This is a genomic window from Leclercia sp. LSNIH3 (assembly GCF_002935105.1).
Classification (GTDB): Bacteria; Pseudomonadota; Gammaproteobacteria; order Enterobacterales; family Enterobacteriaceae; genus Enterobacter; species Enterobacter adecarboxylatus.
Window position 1 is genome coordinate 32016 of record NZ_CP026391.1, and the last position, 17489, is coordinate 49504.

At 55.9% G+C, this 17489-nt stretch carries 13 protein-coding genes and 1 pseudogene; 8 read left to right on the forward strand and 6 right to left on the reverse strand.

Annotated features, from left to right (window positions below):
* Positions 1-241 precede the first annotated feature (241 nt).
* The 3 genes from C3F35_RS24870 to C3F35_RS24890 form a co-directional block, all read right to left on the reverse strand.
* Positions 242-556, reverse strand: a complete 315-nt coding sequence (locus tag C3F35_RS24870; protein ID WP_004883051.1) for a DUF736 domain-containing protein — start codon at positions 554-556, stop codon at positions 242-244.
* An 810-nt stretch (positions 557-1366) separates the two neighbouring features.
* On the reverse strand, positions 1367-3433 hold the full coding sequence (locus C3F35_RS24885) for a ParB/RepB/Spo0J family partition protein (RefSeq protein WP_004883050.1): 2067 nt from the start codon (positions 3431-3433) through the stop codon (positions 1367-1369).
* An 80-nt stretch (positions 3434-3513) separates the two neighbouring features.
* Positions 3514-4344, reverse strand: coding sequence for a DUF932 domain-containing protein (locus tag C3F35_RS24890; protein ID WP_004883049.1), 831 nt, complete (start codon positions 4342-4344; stop codon positions 3514-3516).
* A gap of 679 nt (positions 4345-5023) precedes the next feature.
* On the opposite strand from C3F35_RS24890, the gene C3F35_RS24900 reads away from it, so the two are divergent.
* The 7 genes and pseudogenes from C3F35_RS24900 to C3F35_RS24930 all read left to right on the forward strand — a co-directional run bounded on the left by C3F35_RS24900 (position 5024) and on the right by C3F35_RS24930 (position 12472).
* The gene (locus C3F35_RS24900; protein ID WP_004883046.1) at positions 5024-5215 is read left to right on the forward strand and encodes a type II toxin-antitoxin system RelB/DinJ family antitoxin; all 192 of its coding nucleotides are present in this window, start codon (positions 5024-5026) and stop codon (positions 5213-5215) included.
* 61 nt (positions 5216-5276) lie between these two features.
* On the forward strand, positions 5277-6686 hold the full coding sequence (locus C3F35_RS24905) for a Shedu immune nuclease family protein (RefSeq protein WP_004883043.1): 1410 nt from the start codon (positions 5277-5279) through the stop codon (positions 6684-6686).
* 105 nt (positions 6687-6791) lie between these two features.
* A pseudogene (locus C3F35_RS24910) lies at positions 6792-6992 on the forward strand (AAA family ATPase); the annotation flags it as partial.
* Between the two features lie 101 nt (positions 6993-7093).
* The gene (locus tag C3F35_RS24915) at positions 7094-8125 is read left to right on the forward strand and encodes an IS630-like element ISEc33 family transposase (RefSeq protein ID WP_032425611.1); all 1032 of its coding nucleotides are present in this window, start codon (positions 7094-7096) and stop codon (positions 8123-8125) included.
* Positions 8106-10085, forward strand: coding sequence for an ATP-dependent nuclease (locus C3F35_RS24920; protein ID WP_103793614.1), 1980 nt, complete (start codon positions 8106-8108; stop codon positions 10083-10085). Before C3F35_RS24915 ends, C3F35_RS24920 begins: the two co-directional genes overlap by 20 nt.
* A 2-nt stretch (positions 10086-10087) precedes the next feature.
* Positions 10088-11887 carry a UvrD-helicase domain-containing protein gene (locus C3F35_RS24925; RefSeq protein WP_004883039.1) on the forward strand — a complete coding sequence of 600 codons (1800 nt, stop codon included), beginning with the start codon at positions 10088-10090 and terminating at the stop codon, positions 11885-11887.
* Positions 11888-12175: 288 nt separating this feature from the next.
* The gene (locus C3F35_RS24930; protein WP_040113300.1) at positions 12176-12472 is read left to right on the forward strand and encodes a hypothetical protein; all 297 of its coding nucleotides are present in this window, start codon (positions 12176-12178) and stop codon (positions 12470-12472) included.
* A gap of 5 nt (positions 12473-12477) precedes the next feature.
* On the opposite strand, the gene C3F35_RS24935 is transcribed toward C3F35_RS24930, so the two are convergent.
* Positions 12478-13509: an IS630-like element ISEc33 family transposase gene (locus C3F35_RS24935; protein ID WP_040113301.1), complete on the reverse strand. Its 1032-nt coding sequence runs from the start codon at positions 13507-13509 to the stop codon at positions 12478-12480.
* 103 nt (positions 13510-13612) lie between these two features.
* On the opposite strand from C3F35_RS24935, the gene C3F35_RS24940 reads away from it, so the two are divergent.
* Positions 13613-14578, forward strand: a complete 966-nt coding sequence (locus C3F35_RS24940; protein WP_052958985.1) for a hypothetical protein — start codon at positions 13613-13615, stop codon at positions 14576-14578.
* Between the two features lie 239 nt (positions 14579-14817).
* Here the strand turns inward: C3F35_RS24940 and C3F35_RS24945 are convergent, their stop codons facing one another.
* Positions 14818-15885, reverse strand: coding sequence for a PDDEXK nuclease domain-containing protein (locus C3F35_RS24945; RefSeq protein ID WP_004883035.1), 1068 nt, complete (start codon positions 15883-15885; stop codon positions 14818-14820).
* Positions 15882-17081 (reverse strand): tyrosine-type recombinase/integrase, encoded by a 1200-nt coding sequence (locus tag C3F35_RS24950; RefSeq protein ID WP_022652142.1) that lies wholly within the window; start codon positions 17079-17081, stop codon positions 15882-15884. The genes C3F35_RS24945 and C3F35_RS24950 overlap by 4 nt, the downstream gene beginning before the upstream one ends.
* Positions 17082-17489 lie beyond the last annotated feature (408 nt).

Here is a 17489-nt window from a genome sequence, read left to right on the forward strand (position 1 = left end):
GAAGCCGAATGGACATGACGCCATTGGCGGCATGGGGCGCAGCCCGAAAGCCCGGCGGCGCAATGCGCCGACACGCCATGCTGTTCCTACTGCCACGGGCTTCGAGCCATTCGACCATCACCAATGCAATGCTGGCCTTGGACATGCGGGACATGGGGCAACTGCCGAAACCCTGTGCGTGCGATGCTGCGATCAGCAGCACCGCGCCCCGCCGCAATGGGCGGGGCGCGGTGGGCGGCCGTCAGGCCGCCTTGGGCTTGCTGCGCGACCAGATGAGGTCGTGCGTGTCATTCTCGCCTTCGATCAGGCGGGCATAGACCGTCGCCGGGAATGAAGGATCGTCGATGGCCACCGACAGGTAATCCCGCCCGGCCTCGCTGGTTTTCTTCCACGCCGCGCCGAAGTCGTGGCCGGCCGCTTGCAGGCGGAAGTCCGGGGCGCTTTCGTTCTCGCCCTTGTCGTTGGGAACCAGCTTGACCTTGAAGTTGAGGGTCAGGGTGCGGAGCTGGCCGGTGAAGCCGTCTTTCTCTGCGGTGAAGGTGCCGATGTTAGCCATGATGATTTCTCCTTTCGGGTTGAACAAGGTCGCGCCAGTGCGTCCTTGTTGTGATCCGTCCGGCGGGGGATGGGCTGGCCGCACCGCGCAGCGGTCGCAACACCGTGGAGAACCTGGAAGCGAAAAGAATTTGTCCCGCGAGGAATGCGCGCAGCGCAGGGGGAATTGTTTTCGCTGGAAGGTTGCGGCCATGAAGCCCAGCCACCGCCAGGATTCACAACAACACAAGGACGTACTGGCCGCCCGCTCCCGAATGGAGGCATGGCCGACTCGGCATCCCCGCGCGACGGCTTCACCGGCCTGCGCCCTGACACGGGCAAGGACAATGCCCAGCGACAAGGTGAAAGCGTCCCTACTGCTGCTTGCGGCCCTTTGCGTGAGGCGTGGCGTGGAAGCTCCATTGCAAGGCCGGGCGGCGTGTCGGTGAACCGTCCTTCGTGACGTACAGGCGACGAACCGCCAGCGTCGAGGACGGCACGCTTTCGTGCAACCTGCGGCAGCAAGCCGGGGCGTAGCCCCACACGCCCGTCCATTGCGGTGGGGCGCGTTCGGAATGTCGTCGGCGCTGTGCGCCGACGCACTTATGGGCTTCGAGGGTTTCCCGCGCACAAGGTCACTTGTGCGCCGCCCCTTCGCCGTCCGCCCGAAGGCGGCGAAGGGGCGTTCTGGCTTTGGGCTTGGAAACCGGGCGCGGCCACCGCCGCGCCCGGATTTTTGACCATCGGCACCAGGGCGGAACGGCCTGGGGCCGATGCTGATGGAACAGCGAAGCGCCCCGGCCGAAACCGGGGCGCTCGGTGGTGGTGAAGGTCAGGCGGCGAGTGCGTGGGCCTGCTGCTCGTCGTCGTTGTCGATGGCTTCCGGCTCGTCGTTCGTCACCGCCTGCGGCGCATCCTGCGCCGTGGTGTCGTCGGTGCCTTCGGCCTTGAAGATGGCAGGCATCCAGCCGGTGCCATCGGCCAGCCGCTCGGCTTCGCTGGCAATGTCGGCCTTCTTCAACTTCGCCAGCCGGGTGACGTGCGCCGGGGCGTACTGCTCCACGGCTTCCAGAATCGCGGCCTTCGGCACATGCCGGAAATAACCCTCATTGGTGGGCTTCCACCATGCGGCCATGTCCAAGCCGACAGCCTGCGCCAGTTCCGCGCCCGGTTGCTGCGGCGTGGCGCGGGGTGTCACCACGTCCACCGTGACGGCCACGGATATCGCCAGCAGCCGCACCAGTTCATCTTGCGACTTCGCTAGCAGCACGGCGAACAGTTCGGCGCTGTCCTCCGGCAAGCCTTCGCCTGCTACCTGCTGCAACTCGCGCAGCGCCACGGCGGCGGGCGAATCCGGTATATCCGGGGCGATGCCTTCCAGCCGGTCTTGCGCTTTCAGGCTCACGCCCAGCGGCAAGTCGTGGCCGTAGTGGCTGCCCTGCAAGACGGTCTGCACCATGCCATGCACCAGCGCGGCCAGCGCCACTTGCGGATGCCGGGCGACTTCGATTTGCAGCGCGGCGGTGCGGTGGGCGCTCAACCGCTGCGCCAGCTTGTCGGACATGGCGGCGGTCTTGGGCTGCTCGTCGTCCTCGCCTTCGTCGTCGTTCCCGGCTTCGCTTTCGCTGCCGAAACCTTGGCGCAGGCGTTCCAGTGTGCGCAGCGCCTTGGCCTCGGCCTCGCGCATCAACCCGCGATGAATCACTGCCTGCCCGTTGCGGTCGATGGTGACGATGGCACCGGCTGCGGCCTTCACGGTCGTGCCGTAGTCCTGCAAGCCATCTTCCAGCGCCTGCAACTGCTCGCCCACGGCTTCGCCTTCTTCCTGCAAGGCATCGGCCTTTTCCTCGTCTTCGGTATCAAGCGCGTCATCCACGGCGGCGGCCAGTTCGTGCATCTTGGTTTGCAGCTTCTCGATGCGCTGCGCTTCGCGCTTGTTCGGTTCGCGGCGCTCCCTCGGCGCACGCTGGAAGGCGTGCAGGTCGGCATGGGTCACGGCGGGGGTGGCATCCACCCACGCCCAGCCTTCGTCCTTCACCTCGGCGGCGATACCTGCCAGCTTGTCTTGCGCCAGCCGTTCCAGCAGCGCGGCATCGGTCAGATACACGCCCGCGTCACCTTCCGCGAACAGGTCACGGCGCACACCACCGCCTGCGGCTCCGTAGGTATCCAGCCCCACGAAACGCACCAGCGGATGCCGGTATGCGTCAATCTCGCGCTCGGTGAGGCGGTCGCGCAATTGGGAAGGGTTGCGCTGCCACGTCGGCGCGTCGTAGAACGCGGTTTCCTGCGCGGCGTGGTCGTCGGTGATGGCAAGGGCCATCAACTGATCGAGCGTCACGGCTTCGGCGCGGTAGTCGGCCAGCAGCCGGGGCGAGACGTTCGCCAGCTTCAAGCGGCGCTGCACCACCAGCGGCGTGACGCTGAAATCGGCGGCTATGTCCTCGATGGGTCGGCCTTCGGCCACCAGCGCGGCGAATGCCTCGAACTGGTCGGCGGGGTGCATGGCTTCGCGCTGCACGTTCTCGGTGAGGCTGGCCGTGCGGGCGGTGCCATCGGCCACCAACAGGCAAGGCACTTCCCATTCCTTGCTGATGCGGCGCTTCTTCGCCAGCAGCTTCAACGCGGCCAGCCTGCGGCCACCGGCCACGACTTCGTAATGCTCGCCATCGGCGGCGGCAATGACGATGAGGTTTTGCAGCAGGCCGACACGCTGAATGCTCGCGGCGAGTTCGGGAATGGACATGCGCGGGGTCTTGCGCACGTTGCGGCCAGCAGGACGCGACACCAGCCGCGACAGCGGAACCAAAATCAGGTTCTTGGTCGGGTCGGCGGCTTCCAGCGGGATAGCGGCGGCGGTGTTGAGGGCGCGGGCTTCGGTTTGGGTAATGGCGTTCATGGTGATAACTCCTATCGGTTCAGGGATGCAGCAGCGAAGAAAGCGGCAAGGGCTGCTGCCTGCCCCTGCCGCGTGGGGAATCAGGCCTTCAACTGGCGCAGGCCATCGGCCAACATCCAGAGGGCGCGATTGAGGCGCACATCGGAATCAATGCCCTGCACGGGGCGGGTCTGCTGGCGGCGTCCGTTGGCGCTGCGGCCATGCAATCCGCCTTTGGTCAGGTTTTCTTGGGTGCGGTTGAACACGCTCCACAAGTCCGGGCGGCGGTCGTCGAACCGGCGCGGCATCAGGATTTGGCTTTCCGTGATGGGCGCGGGCTTGTTATCGGTGGGGTCGTACTTGAGGGCCAGCGCGGAACGGGCGAACACTTCGGCTTCGCCTTCGTCCAGCGTGATAGCGCGCATCAGGTCGCGGGATTCCTTCACGCGTTCGAAGCCGCTCAACACCTCGAAAGCGCCTTCGATGACAGAACCGGCCACGTCGCCCTTGTGCGGCACGCGCACATCGGCCACGGTATCGCCGCACACAAGGCCATTGCTGCAAACGAACCGGAACATTCCGGCCAGCATCTGATAGCTGCTGGTGCCGTCGTGCGAGTTCAGCAGCACGATTTCATTGGCTTCCGCGCCGTTGATCTGACTGGCATGGCGCAGGCGAATCATGTGTTTGGTGTAGTCGCGGCGGTCGTCGTGCCGCACGCGGGTTTGCGCTGCCATGAAGGGTTCAAACCCTTCCTTGCGCAGTTCCGCCAGCACGGCGGCGGTGGGAATGTAGGCGTACCGTTCGGAGCGGCTATCGTGCGGGGCCTCCGCGAAGATGGACGGGGCTACGCGGCGGATTTGGTCGTCGGACAGCGGGTAGTCACTGCGCAGCGTCGGGGAATGGGAAGCGAATCGAGATGCGAGTTGCATGGTTTTCTCCAATGAGTTGCTGTGGTTTCAAAGCTGACCGGATTCCAAGATTCGGAGCCCGTTGTGGCTTCGGTTGGTTCGGCGCAGAGACCTGGGCCGGTCCTGTTTGCCGCCGTCTTTCCTGAGTTCATCGCCCGCGAAAAACCGGGCCAGCGAGGGACTGGCCGTCAAGGGAGAAGCGCAGGGTTGGTGCGGCCCGCAGCGCAGCGAGGACTCGGCCCTGCGCGCCTTGACGGCCAGGCACCGCGGGCTACGGTCGCGGGAAAAAGCGATGAACTTGGGGAAAGACGAACAGCGGCCAATGGGCCAGGGGGTGCGCTGAAACCAACGCCGCGCGGCGAGCGCCCCTGCGTGCCAGCGGCACGCCTAGCTGGATGGCTGTTGGTCGATCAGGTGCAACCTGTTCGGTGCATGCGAGGGGCGCCAAGCAAGGCGCGGCGGGGATGGGCTGTCCAGCCGATCCCCTGGAGGGCAAGCGCCGCGCGCAGGCCAGGAGCGAAGAGACGGCCGGAGGCATCAGGGATCAAAGCCGCATGGCCGCGACTCGGCACGAGGCGCGGGGCAACGCCCGCGAGCCCGACGGCGGCACGCCGGGATGCTCTACTGTTCACAACAAAATGTAAGTGACGCAATAGTACTTATGAGCCACAATGTAGCTACATCTATTGTGAGCGCAACAATGGCAAGTAACGACGTCGTTCGTGCCCGGATTGACGGGCAGATTAAAGAAGCCGCAACTGTTGTTCTGGCTGAAATGGGGTTATCAATTTCGGATGCGATTCGGATGCTGCTGACCCGAATCGCGGCAGATAAGGCACTCCCCTTTGACATCAATCGTGTGTCGTCCGATTCTGATCGGAAGGCACCATAAGGTTGCGCTGAGGCAAGGCCCGCAAATCGTTTCTCTGAACAGTAGGGATCAAGAATAGTTCATGGCATCTATCAGACCTTCAGCATTCAATCAACGTGAGCGTTTGGACGGCGGCCCCTTCCTTGTCATTGAAGCAGCCGAACCGGAAGAGGAAGGCATTAACGTTTTCTTCACTGATATTCCCGCAGCGGAGCGCAAGCCGGATTCGCCAATAGCGAGACTGCTCAATGTGTGTCCAGACAGATTGACCATTTGGCCTCTTAATATTCGAGAAGATCGCGACGATTACCTGCAACCTAAATACGGCACCCTTGAACGCATCGTCGTCGCTCGGCCTGTTATCGAGCCCTACATACTGCCAGAGACTACTGACGATGTCGTTGGGCTTCTTGAGCAGTTGCCGGATGGGTTTGCCAAAGATTTTCGATTCGGTTTGGGGCTTCTGTGGGAATATCGGCAAATTTGCGAAACAGCCGCCAGCTTAGAAAACGTAAGCATACTCATTGTCCACAAAGGAAATGACGCGAAAATTGATTCGCCATTCTTTATTCTCGGAATAAGAAGATTTCATGAATTAAGAAAAGAATTAAATCGCATAGCCTCTCGCCACCAGAGAGACGCGCGCAAGGACAAGCAATTTCATGTCTACCAGACCTTATTACATGCTGCCGATTCAGCACAATTTCCCGCTCTAAAGAAGAGCGTAAGACCTGATGCACTAACGGAAATGACCGATGGTGGGCGGCAGCATGTGACGCTTTCCAAGCGTGATCGGCGCGCCGCTGTTCGCATGGTTCAAGACAATATAGAAGCACTGGCGGAATCTGAGCCGCGCTCGCTGCTGGCATTAAAGAATGATATTGAGCTCATCACACTGAATCAACTGATTGAGCGATACCAGGAAATGCTTGGAAAAGGACTGACGGAAAGCAAGTGGCAAAGCTTCTTTCTGGAAAATCCTTTCATACTTAGTCTTGCATTTGCCGTTCCAGCCATGCTGGTTCAGGGGCAAGCTTATGCAGGTGGCAAGCGACTTAACGGGTCCGGCGGAAAATTTTCAGATTTTCTATACGCATCCGCTTCCACGGGCAATCTTGGCCTCATTGAGATAAAAAAGCCGCAAACCGAACTGCTAGGAAAATCTCCCTATCGTGGAGATGATGTTTTTGGCCCATCGACAGAATTGGGTGGAGCGATTGCTCAAATTCTAGATCAGCGTTTCAAATTGCAGAGTGAACTACCCGTCATAAAAAATAACATGAACCGATACGACCTCCACAGCTATGCGGTTCGCTGCATAGTTGTCGCTGGCATGACGCCACAAGAGCATCAGCAAAGAAAGTCATTCGAGCTCGTTCGAAATGCGTTCGCAGAGATCGTGATCGTGACTTTCGATGAACTACTTGCAAGGCTAACCGAGATTAAAAATGCGCTCCAACCGATTCCTACCTTAGACACGGTGCCGTTCTAAAACCAACTGACAGTTGGCCATTCCGTAGTTGGGATCAATGGCTGCAGTGTTCAACCAATCCATCGGCCGATCGGCATGTGGATTTCAACAACAAGATTGAATCAAATGCATATATCCAAGCTCAGCCTGGTCAACTACCGGAACTTTCCCAACACGAAGCTGCTGTTCCAGAAGGGTATCAACACTGTCATCGGCGAAAATGGATCTGGCAAAACCAATCTCTTTCGCGCAATCAGATTGCTGCTTGATGACAACATGATTCGCTCTGCCTACCGGCTGGAGCATACCGACTTTCATCGCGGCCTAAATAGATGCGCGGAATAGTAGATCACTGAAAGGGAACTCAGCCCGGATTGTGCGATCTGATCAATCGCCAAACCAACCAAAACCACCAACCGGACTGAGCGATGCCGATCATAGCACCAATACCCCGTGGCGAACGACGCCTGATGCAGAAAGCTATTCATAAAACGCGCGATAAAAATCATGCCCGCAGACTCACGGCCATGCTGATGCTTCATCGGGGTGAACGGGTCAGCGATGTTGCCAGAACTCTCTGTTGTGCTCGTTCATCCGTTGGTCGCTGGATTAACTGGTTTACGCACTCAGGTATTGAAGGCCTGAAATCCTTACCCGCAGGGCGCTCCCGACGCTGGCCTTTTGAACATATCTGCACCCTGTTACGTGAGCTGATAAAGCATTCTCCCGGCGATTTTGGTTATCAACGTTCACGCTGGAGCACCGAATTACTGGCATTAAAAATCAATGAGATAACCGGTTGCCAGTTACATGCAGGAACCGTTCGCCGCTGGTTGCCATCTGCGGGGCTTGTATGGCGCAGGGCCGCGCCAACTCTGCGTATCCGTGACCCACATAAAGATGAAAAGATGGCGGTAATCCACAAAGCGCTGGATGAATGCAGCGCAGAGCATCCGGTATTTTATGAAGATGAAGTGGATATCCACCTTAATCCTAAAATCGGTGCGGACTGGCAGTTGCGCGGACAGCAGAAACGGGTAGTGACGCCGGGGCAGAACGAAAAATACTATCTGGCCGGCGCACTGCACAGTGGCACGGGTAAAGTCAGCTACGTGGGCGGCAACAGCAAAAGTTCAGCGCTGTTTATCGCTCTGCTGAAGCACCTGAAAGCCACTTACCGGCGGGCGAAAACAATCACGCTGATCGTTGATAACTACATTATCCATAAAAGCCGCGAAACACAGCGCTGGTTGAAAGCAAATCCCAAGTTCAGGGTAATTTACCAGCCGGTTTACTCGCCGTGGGTGAATCATGTGGAACGGCTATGGCAGGCACTTCATGACACGATAACCCGTAATCATCAGTGCCGCTCAATGTGGCAGTTACTGAAAAAGGTCCGCCATTTTATGGAAACCGCCAGCCCATTCCCCGGAGGAAAACATGGTCAGGCAAAAGTGTAGCGGTATTAGGCGCAGCTATTTAGGGCGCTGGCAGGGACATTGGATCATCATCAGTCTTGAGTTTGAGGAAATCTCTGCGGATGAATCAGTGCAGGCGCTCTTCCGACATGGGACGGGCGTAATTGAGGAAGAGGCGAACGGCAAGGCCACTTACAACCTGATCTTTCGTCCGAAGAAGGAAATCAGGCTGCGACTTTCTCAATTGAACGATGGTGATCAGGCAGGCCTCGACGCTATCCTGAACCCGGTCACCATCGACGACTATGAAACGATTTTCACAGGTCGGAGTGAAGCCGACTTCAACGACGAGGCCTTCTATAAGGATGTGGTCGGCGACTTCGCGAATGTTCGATTCAATGAAGAGGTTGAATTTCGTGTTATCGGCGCGAAGATTCCGAACGTGCTGTCCGTCTCCAAAGAAATTTCGTTCACTTTCGTCCAGGCGCTACGGGACGTCGTCTCCGAATTTCACAACAACCGGACAAATCCGCTCTTTTCGCTTCTGAAGGGCAAGAGCGGCGATATCGACCCCGTGGCGTTCCAGGCTATCACCGACGGGGTAAAGGCATTGAATGACTCCATCGAAGCGTTGCCAGACGTGCAGGTCGTCCGGACGGATATCAGAGACACCATCAAGGATGCGGCGGGTGAGGCGTATTCGCCGTCTTCTCTTTCTATCAAGTCGGATCTGCCAGACGAAGCTGACAAGTTGTTCCAGTCGCTCAAGCTGTTCGTTGGCGAATCGGGGGAGAGCCACGAAGGACCGATCCACGAGCTGAGCCTTGGTGGAGCAAACCTGATATTCCTCACGTTGAAACTGCTTGAATTCAAGTATCAAAAGGCTAAACAGTCGATCGCCAACTTTCTGCTTATCGAAGAGCCGGAAGCTCACATTCACACACATATCCAGAAAACACTGTTCGACAAGCTCAAATACGACGACACACAGATCATTTATTCGACCCATTCGACGCACATCTCTGAGGTCAGCAATGTTCAGAACGTGAACATCCTCGGCAGAGAAGGTGATCGTTGCGAGGCATACCAGCCTGCAATTGGCCTAAACCCAGAAGAGATCGGCAACATTCAACGCTACCTGGATGCTGTCCGTAGCAACTTGTTGTTTGCCAAGAGCGTCCTCTTAGTGGAGGGCGATGCAGAAGAAATTCTCGTTCCGATCCTGATCAAGAACGTGCTAGGCGTCAGCCTTGATGAACTCGGCATCAGTTTAATTAATATCCGCAGCACTGGATTTCAGAACGTCGCGGTTCTTTTCGATGATGCCCGAATCCGGAAGCGGTGCAGCATCGTCACCGACCTTGACAAGTCCATCATTGACACAACGCCGGCGGCGGGAGACTCCGAAGGGCTGCTCCGGCGCAAGGGCAAGTATCAGGCATCCCAGGAAAAAGGGGTCGCCAGGAAAGCGTTATTGGAAGACACCTTCAAAGATAACGGGTGGGTTTCTCCATTCTTTGCCCCCCATACCTTCGAGGTCGACTTCATTGCCGCCGGCAATGCGCGTAAGGTGGTCGGCATCCTTCCTGATGTCTACAAGGATGCACCAACCATCGCGACGGCCAAGGCGGAGCTCGAATCAGCGGACATCGCGTTGTTCGGTCAGCGCGCATTGACCATGGCGGACAACTACGGCAAGGGATGGTTTGCCATCTTGCTGGGAAAGAAGATCGATCCGCAGACCGCCATTCCGAAGTACATCTTGGACGCCATCGCTTTTGCGCATCCGGTGGTCACTAAGGAAGTCTGGTTTAACGTGCTGAGCTACCGCGTGAACTACATCGATGCAGAAGATATCTTCACTGCGTCTGCCGTATTCGACGACTTTAGGGCCAAGCTGCTGGCCTTCCGAAATGGAGACATCGACTTCGTCGGCATCCGAAACGAGATGCTTGCCACGTTCCCAGATGATCGCATCAACGATGTACTCGCGGTGTTCTGATCATGTTCATGTGGAACAAAGATGATCTGAATCCCGAGCAGGAAGCAGCCATTCTGAAGCCAGGGAGCGTCTTTCTCATCGCTTGCCCGGGCAGCGGGAAAACGCGCACGCTCACCTACAAAATCGCCTATGAGTTGTCCAGGCTGAAATCGAACAAGCAGTTTGTCGTTGCCATCACTTATACGCACCGTGCCGCCGACGAAATCCACGAGCGCATTGAGAGCCTTGGGGTGGATACATCCCGATTATGGATAGGAACGATACATTCGTTCTGTCTTGAATGGATATTGAAACCGTACGGCATCTATCACGAAGCGTTGGATCGAGGCTTCCGTGTGATCGATCAGCATGAGCGCGAGAAAATCCTGGAGGCATTGTGCAAGCCTTACCAGAAGCCAAAAATAACATTCTGGGATTGTGAGTTTTATTACACCGAAACTGGATATGTGCTCTCCTGCCCACAAGATTGGAAGCATTCGGGTCTTCACGTCATATTGGGCAAGTATTTTGAGATTCTGCACGAAAGTCGGCAGCTAGACTTTGAGCTCATTCTTTACTATGCGTACCAACTGATCGCACGTCATCCTGCGATCAGCACTCTTCTGGCACAGTTGTTCTCTTTCGTGCTGATCGACGAGTATCAGGACACCAAACGAATTCAGTATTCGATCATCACCGCCATTCTGAAAGCTGGTCAAGGTGCGACCAAGGCCTTTATTGTCGGAGATCCTAACCAGGCGATTTATCAATCGCTTGGCGGATATCCGATTGCCTTCGAGGATTTCAAGGCGATGGCCAATATCGATTTGGACGAACTCGAACTGTCGCGGAACTACCGTTCTTCTGAGCGCATCATTGAGTACTTCGGAAACTACAACGTTCACAACACACGCATCGAAGCCGCATCCGAGGACAAGGCGTACCCAAGCCTTATTTCATTCGACGACACAGTGAGCAAAAATGATCTGGACGCTGAGCTCATCCGGCTCATCCGTTTCAACATTGAGACTATGGGCATCTCACCTCACGAGGTGTGCATTCTCGCGCCACAGTGGACGCATCTTGCAAGCATGACACGTCGTTTGGTCGCCAGCATGCCGGAGTACTCATTCGATGGCCCCGGTATGGTTCCCTTTGCACGGGACACAGAGAATTTCTGGTACAGGCTTTCTAAGATTGCACTTACTCAGGCATCGCCGGGAATGTATGTGCGCAGACTGCGGTGGGCCGGGGAGATTCTGAATGACCTAGAGGCGGCCGGGGCTAGCGTGTCGAAGCTCACGCGGAGGTCCTTGTTGAGGGAGTGCAATGCAATTAAGATCGATGAAACAGATGGTCTTACCTACTTGAGCGCATTTTTCGAGCGTCTGTTTGCAAACTTAGCAATCGACTTTCGCCTTTTCACGCTGCTTCAAGAGCATCACGTTGCCTTCTTCGATAGTTCGCAAGCCCGGGTAAATCGATTGAAGAGTGAAGGTAGCGAATTTATAGGCGATATTGAGACATTCAGGAAGGTATTTCAGCATAGGACTGGAATCACCATCTCGACGATACACGGCGTCAAGGGAGCCGAGTTCGATGCAGTGATCGCTTATGCATTATTAGAAGATATGGTGCCGCATTTCAATGATCCGAACGGTCAAGAAAGCGCGATGAAATTGCTGTATGTCATTGGTTCGCGGGCAAGGAAGAACCTGCACCTTGTTTCGGAACGAGGTCGAGTTCGCCAGTATTCTGGCGAAGAGTATCAAGTAACTCGCAAGCTTGCCTCATGCAGTTTTGGATACGATCAAATTCCATAGAAATCACGAGTAGCGCAACCGCGCTCTCTATGGGATGCCCTACAGCTTTGTTTAGCGTTTGGCTGAATCATCTGCGCGCGGCTCGCTCTGCATGCCCTGCTGTCGCCAGCTCAACATGCAAGCGGAGCGCGCAGGCCCGGATCACAGTGTCGGGCCGTGGAGGGCTGGCGAATGCCAGTCCCGTCAGGGATGAGCGAATAGCGAACGTGGAGCAGCGCGATCCACAAAGTGGAGACGCTCAAGGTTCCGTCGCTTACTATTTGGACTACGGCGAGTTGAGTAAAAAATATGAAAAATATCTTTGAAGAAATCAATGAATTTTCTTCGGAAAAAATCGCGTTATTCAGCTTTGGGAAATTTTGCTACGTCTTTCTTAATAAAGACCCGATCTTTGTCAAGAAATTGCTTCCCCTCATCCAAACCTCTCTGGCAAATGAGAGCTTTCAGGCAGACGTAATGCGTGCTTATACGGAGGGCTGCATGAATGAAAAGGCGGCCATTCTGAAAGAATTTGAAGCCAAACGCGACCATCCAAACGCAGCCAAGTTTTATGGGCCACAGCTTGATCTAAATAGCTGCGCCTAATACCGCTACACTTTTGCCTGACCATGTTTTCCTCCGGGGAATGGGCTGGCGGTTTCCATAAAATGGCGGACCTTTTTCAGTAACTGCCACATTGAGCGGCACTGATGATTGCGGGTTATCGTGTCATGAAGTGCCTGCCATAGCCGTTCCACATGATTCACCCACGGCGAGTAAACCGGCTGGTAAATTACCCTGAACTTGGGATTTGCTTTCAACCAGCGCTGTGTTTCGCGGCTTTTATGGATAATGTAGTTATCAACGATCAGCGTGATTGTTTTCGCCCGCCGGTAAGTGGCTTTCAGGTGCTTCAGCAGAGCGATAAACAGCGCTGAACTTTTGCTGTTGCCGCCCACGTAGCTGACTTTACCCGTGCCACTGTGCAGTGCGCCGGCCAGATAGTATTTTTCGTTCTGCCCCGGCGTCACTACCCGTTTCTGCTGTCCGCGCAACTGCCAGTCCGCACCGATTTTAGGATTAAGGTGGATATCCACTTCATCTTCATAAAATACCGGATGCTCTGCGCTGCATTCATCCAGCGCTTTGTGGATTACCGCCATCTTTTCATCTTTATGTGGGTCACGGATACGCAGAGTTGGCGCGGCCCTGCGCCATACAAGCCCCGCAGATGGCAACCAGCGGCGAACGGTTCCTGCATGTAACTGGCAACCGGTTATCTCATTGATTTTTAATGCCAGTAATTCGGTGCTCCAGCGTGAACGTTGATAACCAAAATCGCCGGGAGAATGCTTTATCAGCTCACGTAACAGGGTGCAGATATGTTCAAAAGGCCAGCGTCGGGAGCGCCCTGCGGGTAAGGATTTCAGGCCTTCAATACCTGAGTGCGTAAACCAGTTAATCCAGCGACCAACGGATGAACGGGCACAACAGAGAGTTCTGGCAACATCGCTGACCCGTTCACCCCGATGAAGCATTAGCATGGCCGTGAGTCTGCGGGCATGATTTTTATCACGCGTTTTATGAATAGCTTTCTGCATCAGGCGTCGTTCGCCACGGGGTATTGGTACTATGATCGGCATCGCTCAGCCCGGTTGGTGATTTTGGTTGGTTTGGCGATTGATCAGATCGCACAATCCGGGCTGAGTTCCCTTTCAGTGATCTACTATTCCGCGCAGCTATTTAGTGGACAAGCGATTGGCTATAAAGACAATCCAGCATTTAATGGACTACTTAAATAATTATCTCAACGAGTATCCGGGATCGCTAGAAATTCTCAACAATTCCTACAAGCATATCCATGACGAAGATGGTGTTTCGTACATAAAAGAAAATTACGCAAATTATCGCATTGGCTGCATTTTTTATTCCAAGCACCAATCAATCATGGGGAGGGCTGAGATGCTGGAGCTAAAATATTCCAAGGTAGTTGAACGTGAGTACGAGAAAATTGGAATTGACATAAGAAAGGAAGATGCTCAGTTCTCTAAATATAGTCTTGTCAGCCTGAACGAGAATATTCAGATATTCAACGACAAGGATAGTCAGACAATACGCGATGAACGCATAGGGCGACACTTCTGGATAAAAGTTCCGAGGAAGCTGCTTACCTCTATCGAGGAACTCATTGAAAAAGGAATGCTGTCCGAAATAGCATTCAGGATTGATTACGTCTCCGATTATGTCCCTGCAATGGAGGAGATGGAGTTTGGCGCTCCGTTGCGATTGAAAATATCTTCCCTTCCTAGATTGTCAAAGTTCTACTCCACCGATAAATATGAGAACAATCTATGGATTCACCATGACGCAGAGAAGCTAAGTTTGACTTTTGAAGAATTGATGGAGGACTTTGAGGTGGCAGGCGACGACGTCGTAACGCAAGTCATCCATCTTGAATACAGTTCAAAAGGCGATGATTTTTTTATAACTCACTTGGATCACGAATTTATCGTATATACGTTGGATAGCTATCAAGAAAGATTGAGCAATGCCAACATCAAGGGGCATAGAAAAATAAAGACATTCAAAATAGATAACTCAATGATCCCGTTTGATATAAATATTAGCGGGGATCTTTTTCTGTTTCAGGTTCTCGATTCGTATTTAAAAAATGATGACTTGATTCGTGAATATTTTGAAAAAATTAACTGACTTTATAGTTTGAGATATTTAATTAAAACAGCGATCGGCATAGAACATGGCGCTGCTGCCCGCGATAATCATGTGATTGGGCGCTCGCGCCCACTAGCCCCAGCGCATCCTTGAGCCGCAGGCCAGTTCCTTATCGGCCTATGGCGATTCCACACTAGCATGGAGCCTCGATAGAGCAAGAGATCCGTTGCCACATGCTCGTGCTGTGGTTTGGGTGTACGGTTGGACAGATGCTGCTGTCAGGACTTCTCGCCAGGCTGCCGCTGCTCGATCTGCAACCGCGCCCGTTCGGTCGCCTGCTGCAACCGCTCCCCCAGCACCGCACGCGGCGGCAGGGTCGTCAGGTATTCGGCTACGTGGATGCCCGACTTGTCCAGCTCCAGCAACTCGATCTGCTCTGACTTCTTGCCGGTACAAAGAATGATGCCCAGCGGCGAGGCTTCCTCCGGTTCGCGTTCGTGCTTGTCGAGCCAACGCAAATAAAGCTCCATCTGCCCCTTGTATGCTGCCTTGAACTCGCCGATCTTCAACTCCACCGCCACCAGCCGCCGCAGCTTGCGGTTATAGAACAGCAGGTCCAGGTGGAAATCCTCGTCGTCGATCTGGATGCGTTTCTGCCGGGCTAGGAAAGAGAAGCCCGCGCCCAACTCCAGCAAAAAAGACTCCATTTCGCGGATGATCGCGGCTTCCAGGTCGCCTTCCTGCCAGGTATCGCGCAGGCCCAGGAAGTCGAGGATGTACGGGTCGCGCATGACCAGCGCCGGCGACATGCGCTGCGCATCGCGCATCGCCGCCAGCTCTTGCGTGATCGTCTCGTCCGGCTTCTTGGACAGCGCCGTGCGCTCGTATAGCATCGAGTCGATGCGCTCGCGTAGCGTCCGCACGCTCCAGCGTTCGGCGCTGGCCATTTGCACGTAGTAGTCCCGCTGGAGCGGGTCTTTTAGCGGCAGCAGCGCCACGAAATGCGACCAGCTCAATTGTCGTGACAGCGTCACGACAATTGGCTCGTCCGAGAAGGTGGCGGCGAACTGCACCATCCGGCGCAGGTTCTTGTCCGCGAAGCTACGTCCGTAGTCGCGGACAAGCTGCGCCGCCAGGGTCGGCAGGATTTCGTCGCCGTACCCGGCCCGCTGCCCGGCAAGCACTTCCGTATGGATGCGCTGGCCAATGCGCCAGAACAGCAATGTCAGCTCGGCATTGACCGCCGAGGCGACGCGCTGGCGCGACGCTTCGATCAGTGCCCGGATGTCGCCCAGCAGCGCGGGCGGCGCTGCTGGCGCTGAGACGGATGCCTTGCGCCGGGTCATGCGGCCACCTCCTTGGCTCCCTGCATCCCGGTGATCGTCTTACGCCGATTCGCCACCAGTTCGGCCGCCTCTCGCACCGGCTTATCCTCGGTGTGGACGTAGCGCATGAACATGACGACGGTCTTGTGCGCCGTTAGCGCCATGCCGACCTTGACCGGGATGCCCGAATTGGCAATGTCGGTCGCCGAACGGTGGCGGATGCCGTGCGTGCCCACGTGCGTAGCGCCAGCCGCCTTGAGCGCACGGCTCCAGCCACCGTAATACTCGCCCGTGGTTAGATGCTTGCCAGCGTGGCTAGGAGAAGGCAGCACATAGCGGCTACCCTCCTGCCGGGGTGCCGTCGAGAGTAGCCGATAGGCTTCCTCGCTCATGGGCTTAGACATGCCGCCTGTCTTGCTGTCAGGCCAGACGACGCGCCGGTTCTGCAAGTCAACCCAGTTCCATTCCAGCGCGATGATTTCCGAGCGGCGGCCGGCGAACTCGAACTGCAGGCGGATTCCCAAAGGGATGACGTAGTTCTCCAGCCCCTCCGACTCGATCTTGTCGAGCTGTCGGAACAGGTTGCCCATTTCTTCGTCGCTGATGAGGTGAGTCGATTTGCCGGCAGGGAACATCGGGACGTGACGGCAAGGGTTGGTACCGTCGGGCCGATAGCCCCATACCTCGGCCATGTTGAACATCTTGCGCAAGACGCTGAATACCTTGTTCGCCTCGGTCTGCTTGTACGAAAGCTTTTCCATCAGTCCGGCGATTTCAGGACGCTTCACGTCCTGAACTTTCTTGCGTCCCAGCAGCGGAATAATGTTGCGATTGATGACAGCCTGATAGCCGGCTTGGGTGCTGAGCTTGTTGCGCTTCTTGGAGTAGTCCTCCATGAACTTCGTGCATAGCTCCTTGATCGTAGGTGCCTGGCGCGCCTCCGCCTTCTCTGCGGCGGGATCTCCGCCTCGGCGGACTTGGGCCAGCCATTCCTGCGCCAGCGACCGCGCCTGTTCGACGGTCAGCTCCCCGTACAGTCCTAGCGAGGGCTTGCGGCGCTCGCCAGCGTTCGTCCGGTACTGGAGCATGAACACCTTGCGACCCGCCGGGGTAATCTTGCACAGGAAGCCGGGGACCAGCGTGTCCCGGAGTTCGACGGCCTCTGCCTGGGGTTGCGCCGCATCGACAGCGGACTTAGTGAGTTTGATCTTAGCCATGATGACTCCTTGGAAAGACCTGGATTCCAAGGGCCGGATAGGAGTCAGGCGGTCGGAAGTCAGGTCAGGTTTCGGAAAGCACCGGCATATGTTGAACTCGCTTAAGTCATTGATAAACCTGCTGTATCGGGCTGTAGCGTAGTCCAGCGAATTTCGGTGCTGGAGTCATGGTGAAATAAAAAAGCCTCCCGTTTAGGCGCCTCTTAAGGATGGGTTTTCGTGGCTAAAGATGAAAAGCAACACGCTTCCCGGTTAGGAGAGTTGCCCAAATCCACTATGCCGGGTGAATGATGTGTTGATCCATGCTGACGGGTAGGTGTATGGGCAGATCCGCAGAGAGCGGCAGGCCAGTTTCATTTGCGGTTTTAGTGATGGGACATCAGGTTATCCACAAAAACGGTGCATAAA

What these genes read in the sequence shown, in the direction of transcription:
- C3F35_RS24915 (WP_032425611.1), top strand. Translation starts at nt 7,094, where the DNA reads ATGCCGATCATAGCACCAATACCCCGTGGCGAACGACGCCTGATGCAG.
- C3F35_RS24945 (WP_004883035.1), bottom strand. Translation starts at nt 15,885, where the DNA reads ATGACCCGGCGCAAGGCATCCGTCTCAGCGCCAGCAGCGCCGCCCGCG.
- C3F35_RS24905 (WP_004883043.1), top strand. Translation starts at nt 5,277, where the DNA reads ATGGCATCTATCAGACCTTCAGCATTCAATCAACGTGAGCGTTTGGAC.
- C3F35_RS24920 (WP_103793614.1), top strand. Translation starts at nt 8,106, where the DNA reads ATGGTCAGGCAAAAGTGTAGCGGTATTAGGCGCAGCTATTTAGGGCGC.
- C3F35_RS24935 (WP_040113301.1), bottom strand. Translation starts at nt 13,509, where the DNA reads ATGCCGATCATAGTACCAATACCCCGTGGCGAACGACGCCTGATGCAG.
- C3F35_RS24870 (WP_004883051.1), bottom strand. Translation starts at nt 556, where the DNA reads ATGGCTAACATCGGCACCTTCACCGCAGAGAAAGACGGCTTCACCGGC.
- C3F35_RS24930 (WP_040113300.1), top strand. Translation starts at nt 12,176, where the DNA reads ATGAAAAATATCTTTGAAGAAATCAATGAATTTTCTTCGGAAAAAATC.
- C3F35_RS24890 (WP_004883049.1), bottom strand. Translation starts at nt 4,344, where the DNA reads ATGCAACTCGCATCTCGATTCGCTTCCCATTCCCCGACGCTGCGCAGT.
- C3F35_RS24950 (WP_022652142.1), bottom strand. Translation starts at nt 17,081, where the DNA reads ATGGCTAAGATCAAACTCACTAAGTCCGCTGTCGATGCGGCGCAACCC.
- C3F35_RS24900 (WP_004883046.1), top strand. Translation starts at nt 5,024, where the DNA reads ATGGCAAGTAACGACGTCGTTCGTGCCCGGATTGACGGGCAGATTAAA.
- C3F35_RS24925 (WP_004883039.1), top strand. Translation starts at nt 10,088, where the DNA reads ATGTTCATGTGGAACAAAGATGATCTGAATCCCGAGCAGGAAGCAGCC.
- C3F35_RS24885 (WP_004883050.1), bottom strand. Translation starts at nt 3,433, where the DNA reads ATGAACGCCATTACCCAAACCGAAGCCCGCGCCCTCAACACCGCCGCC.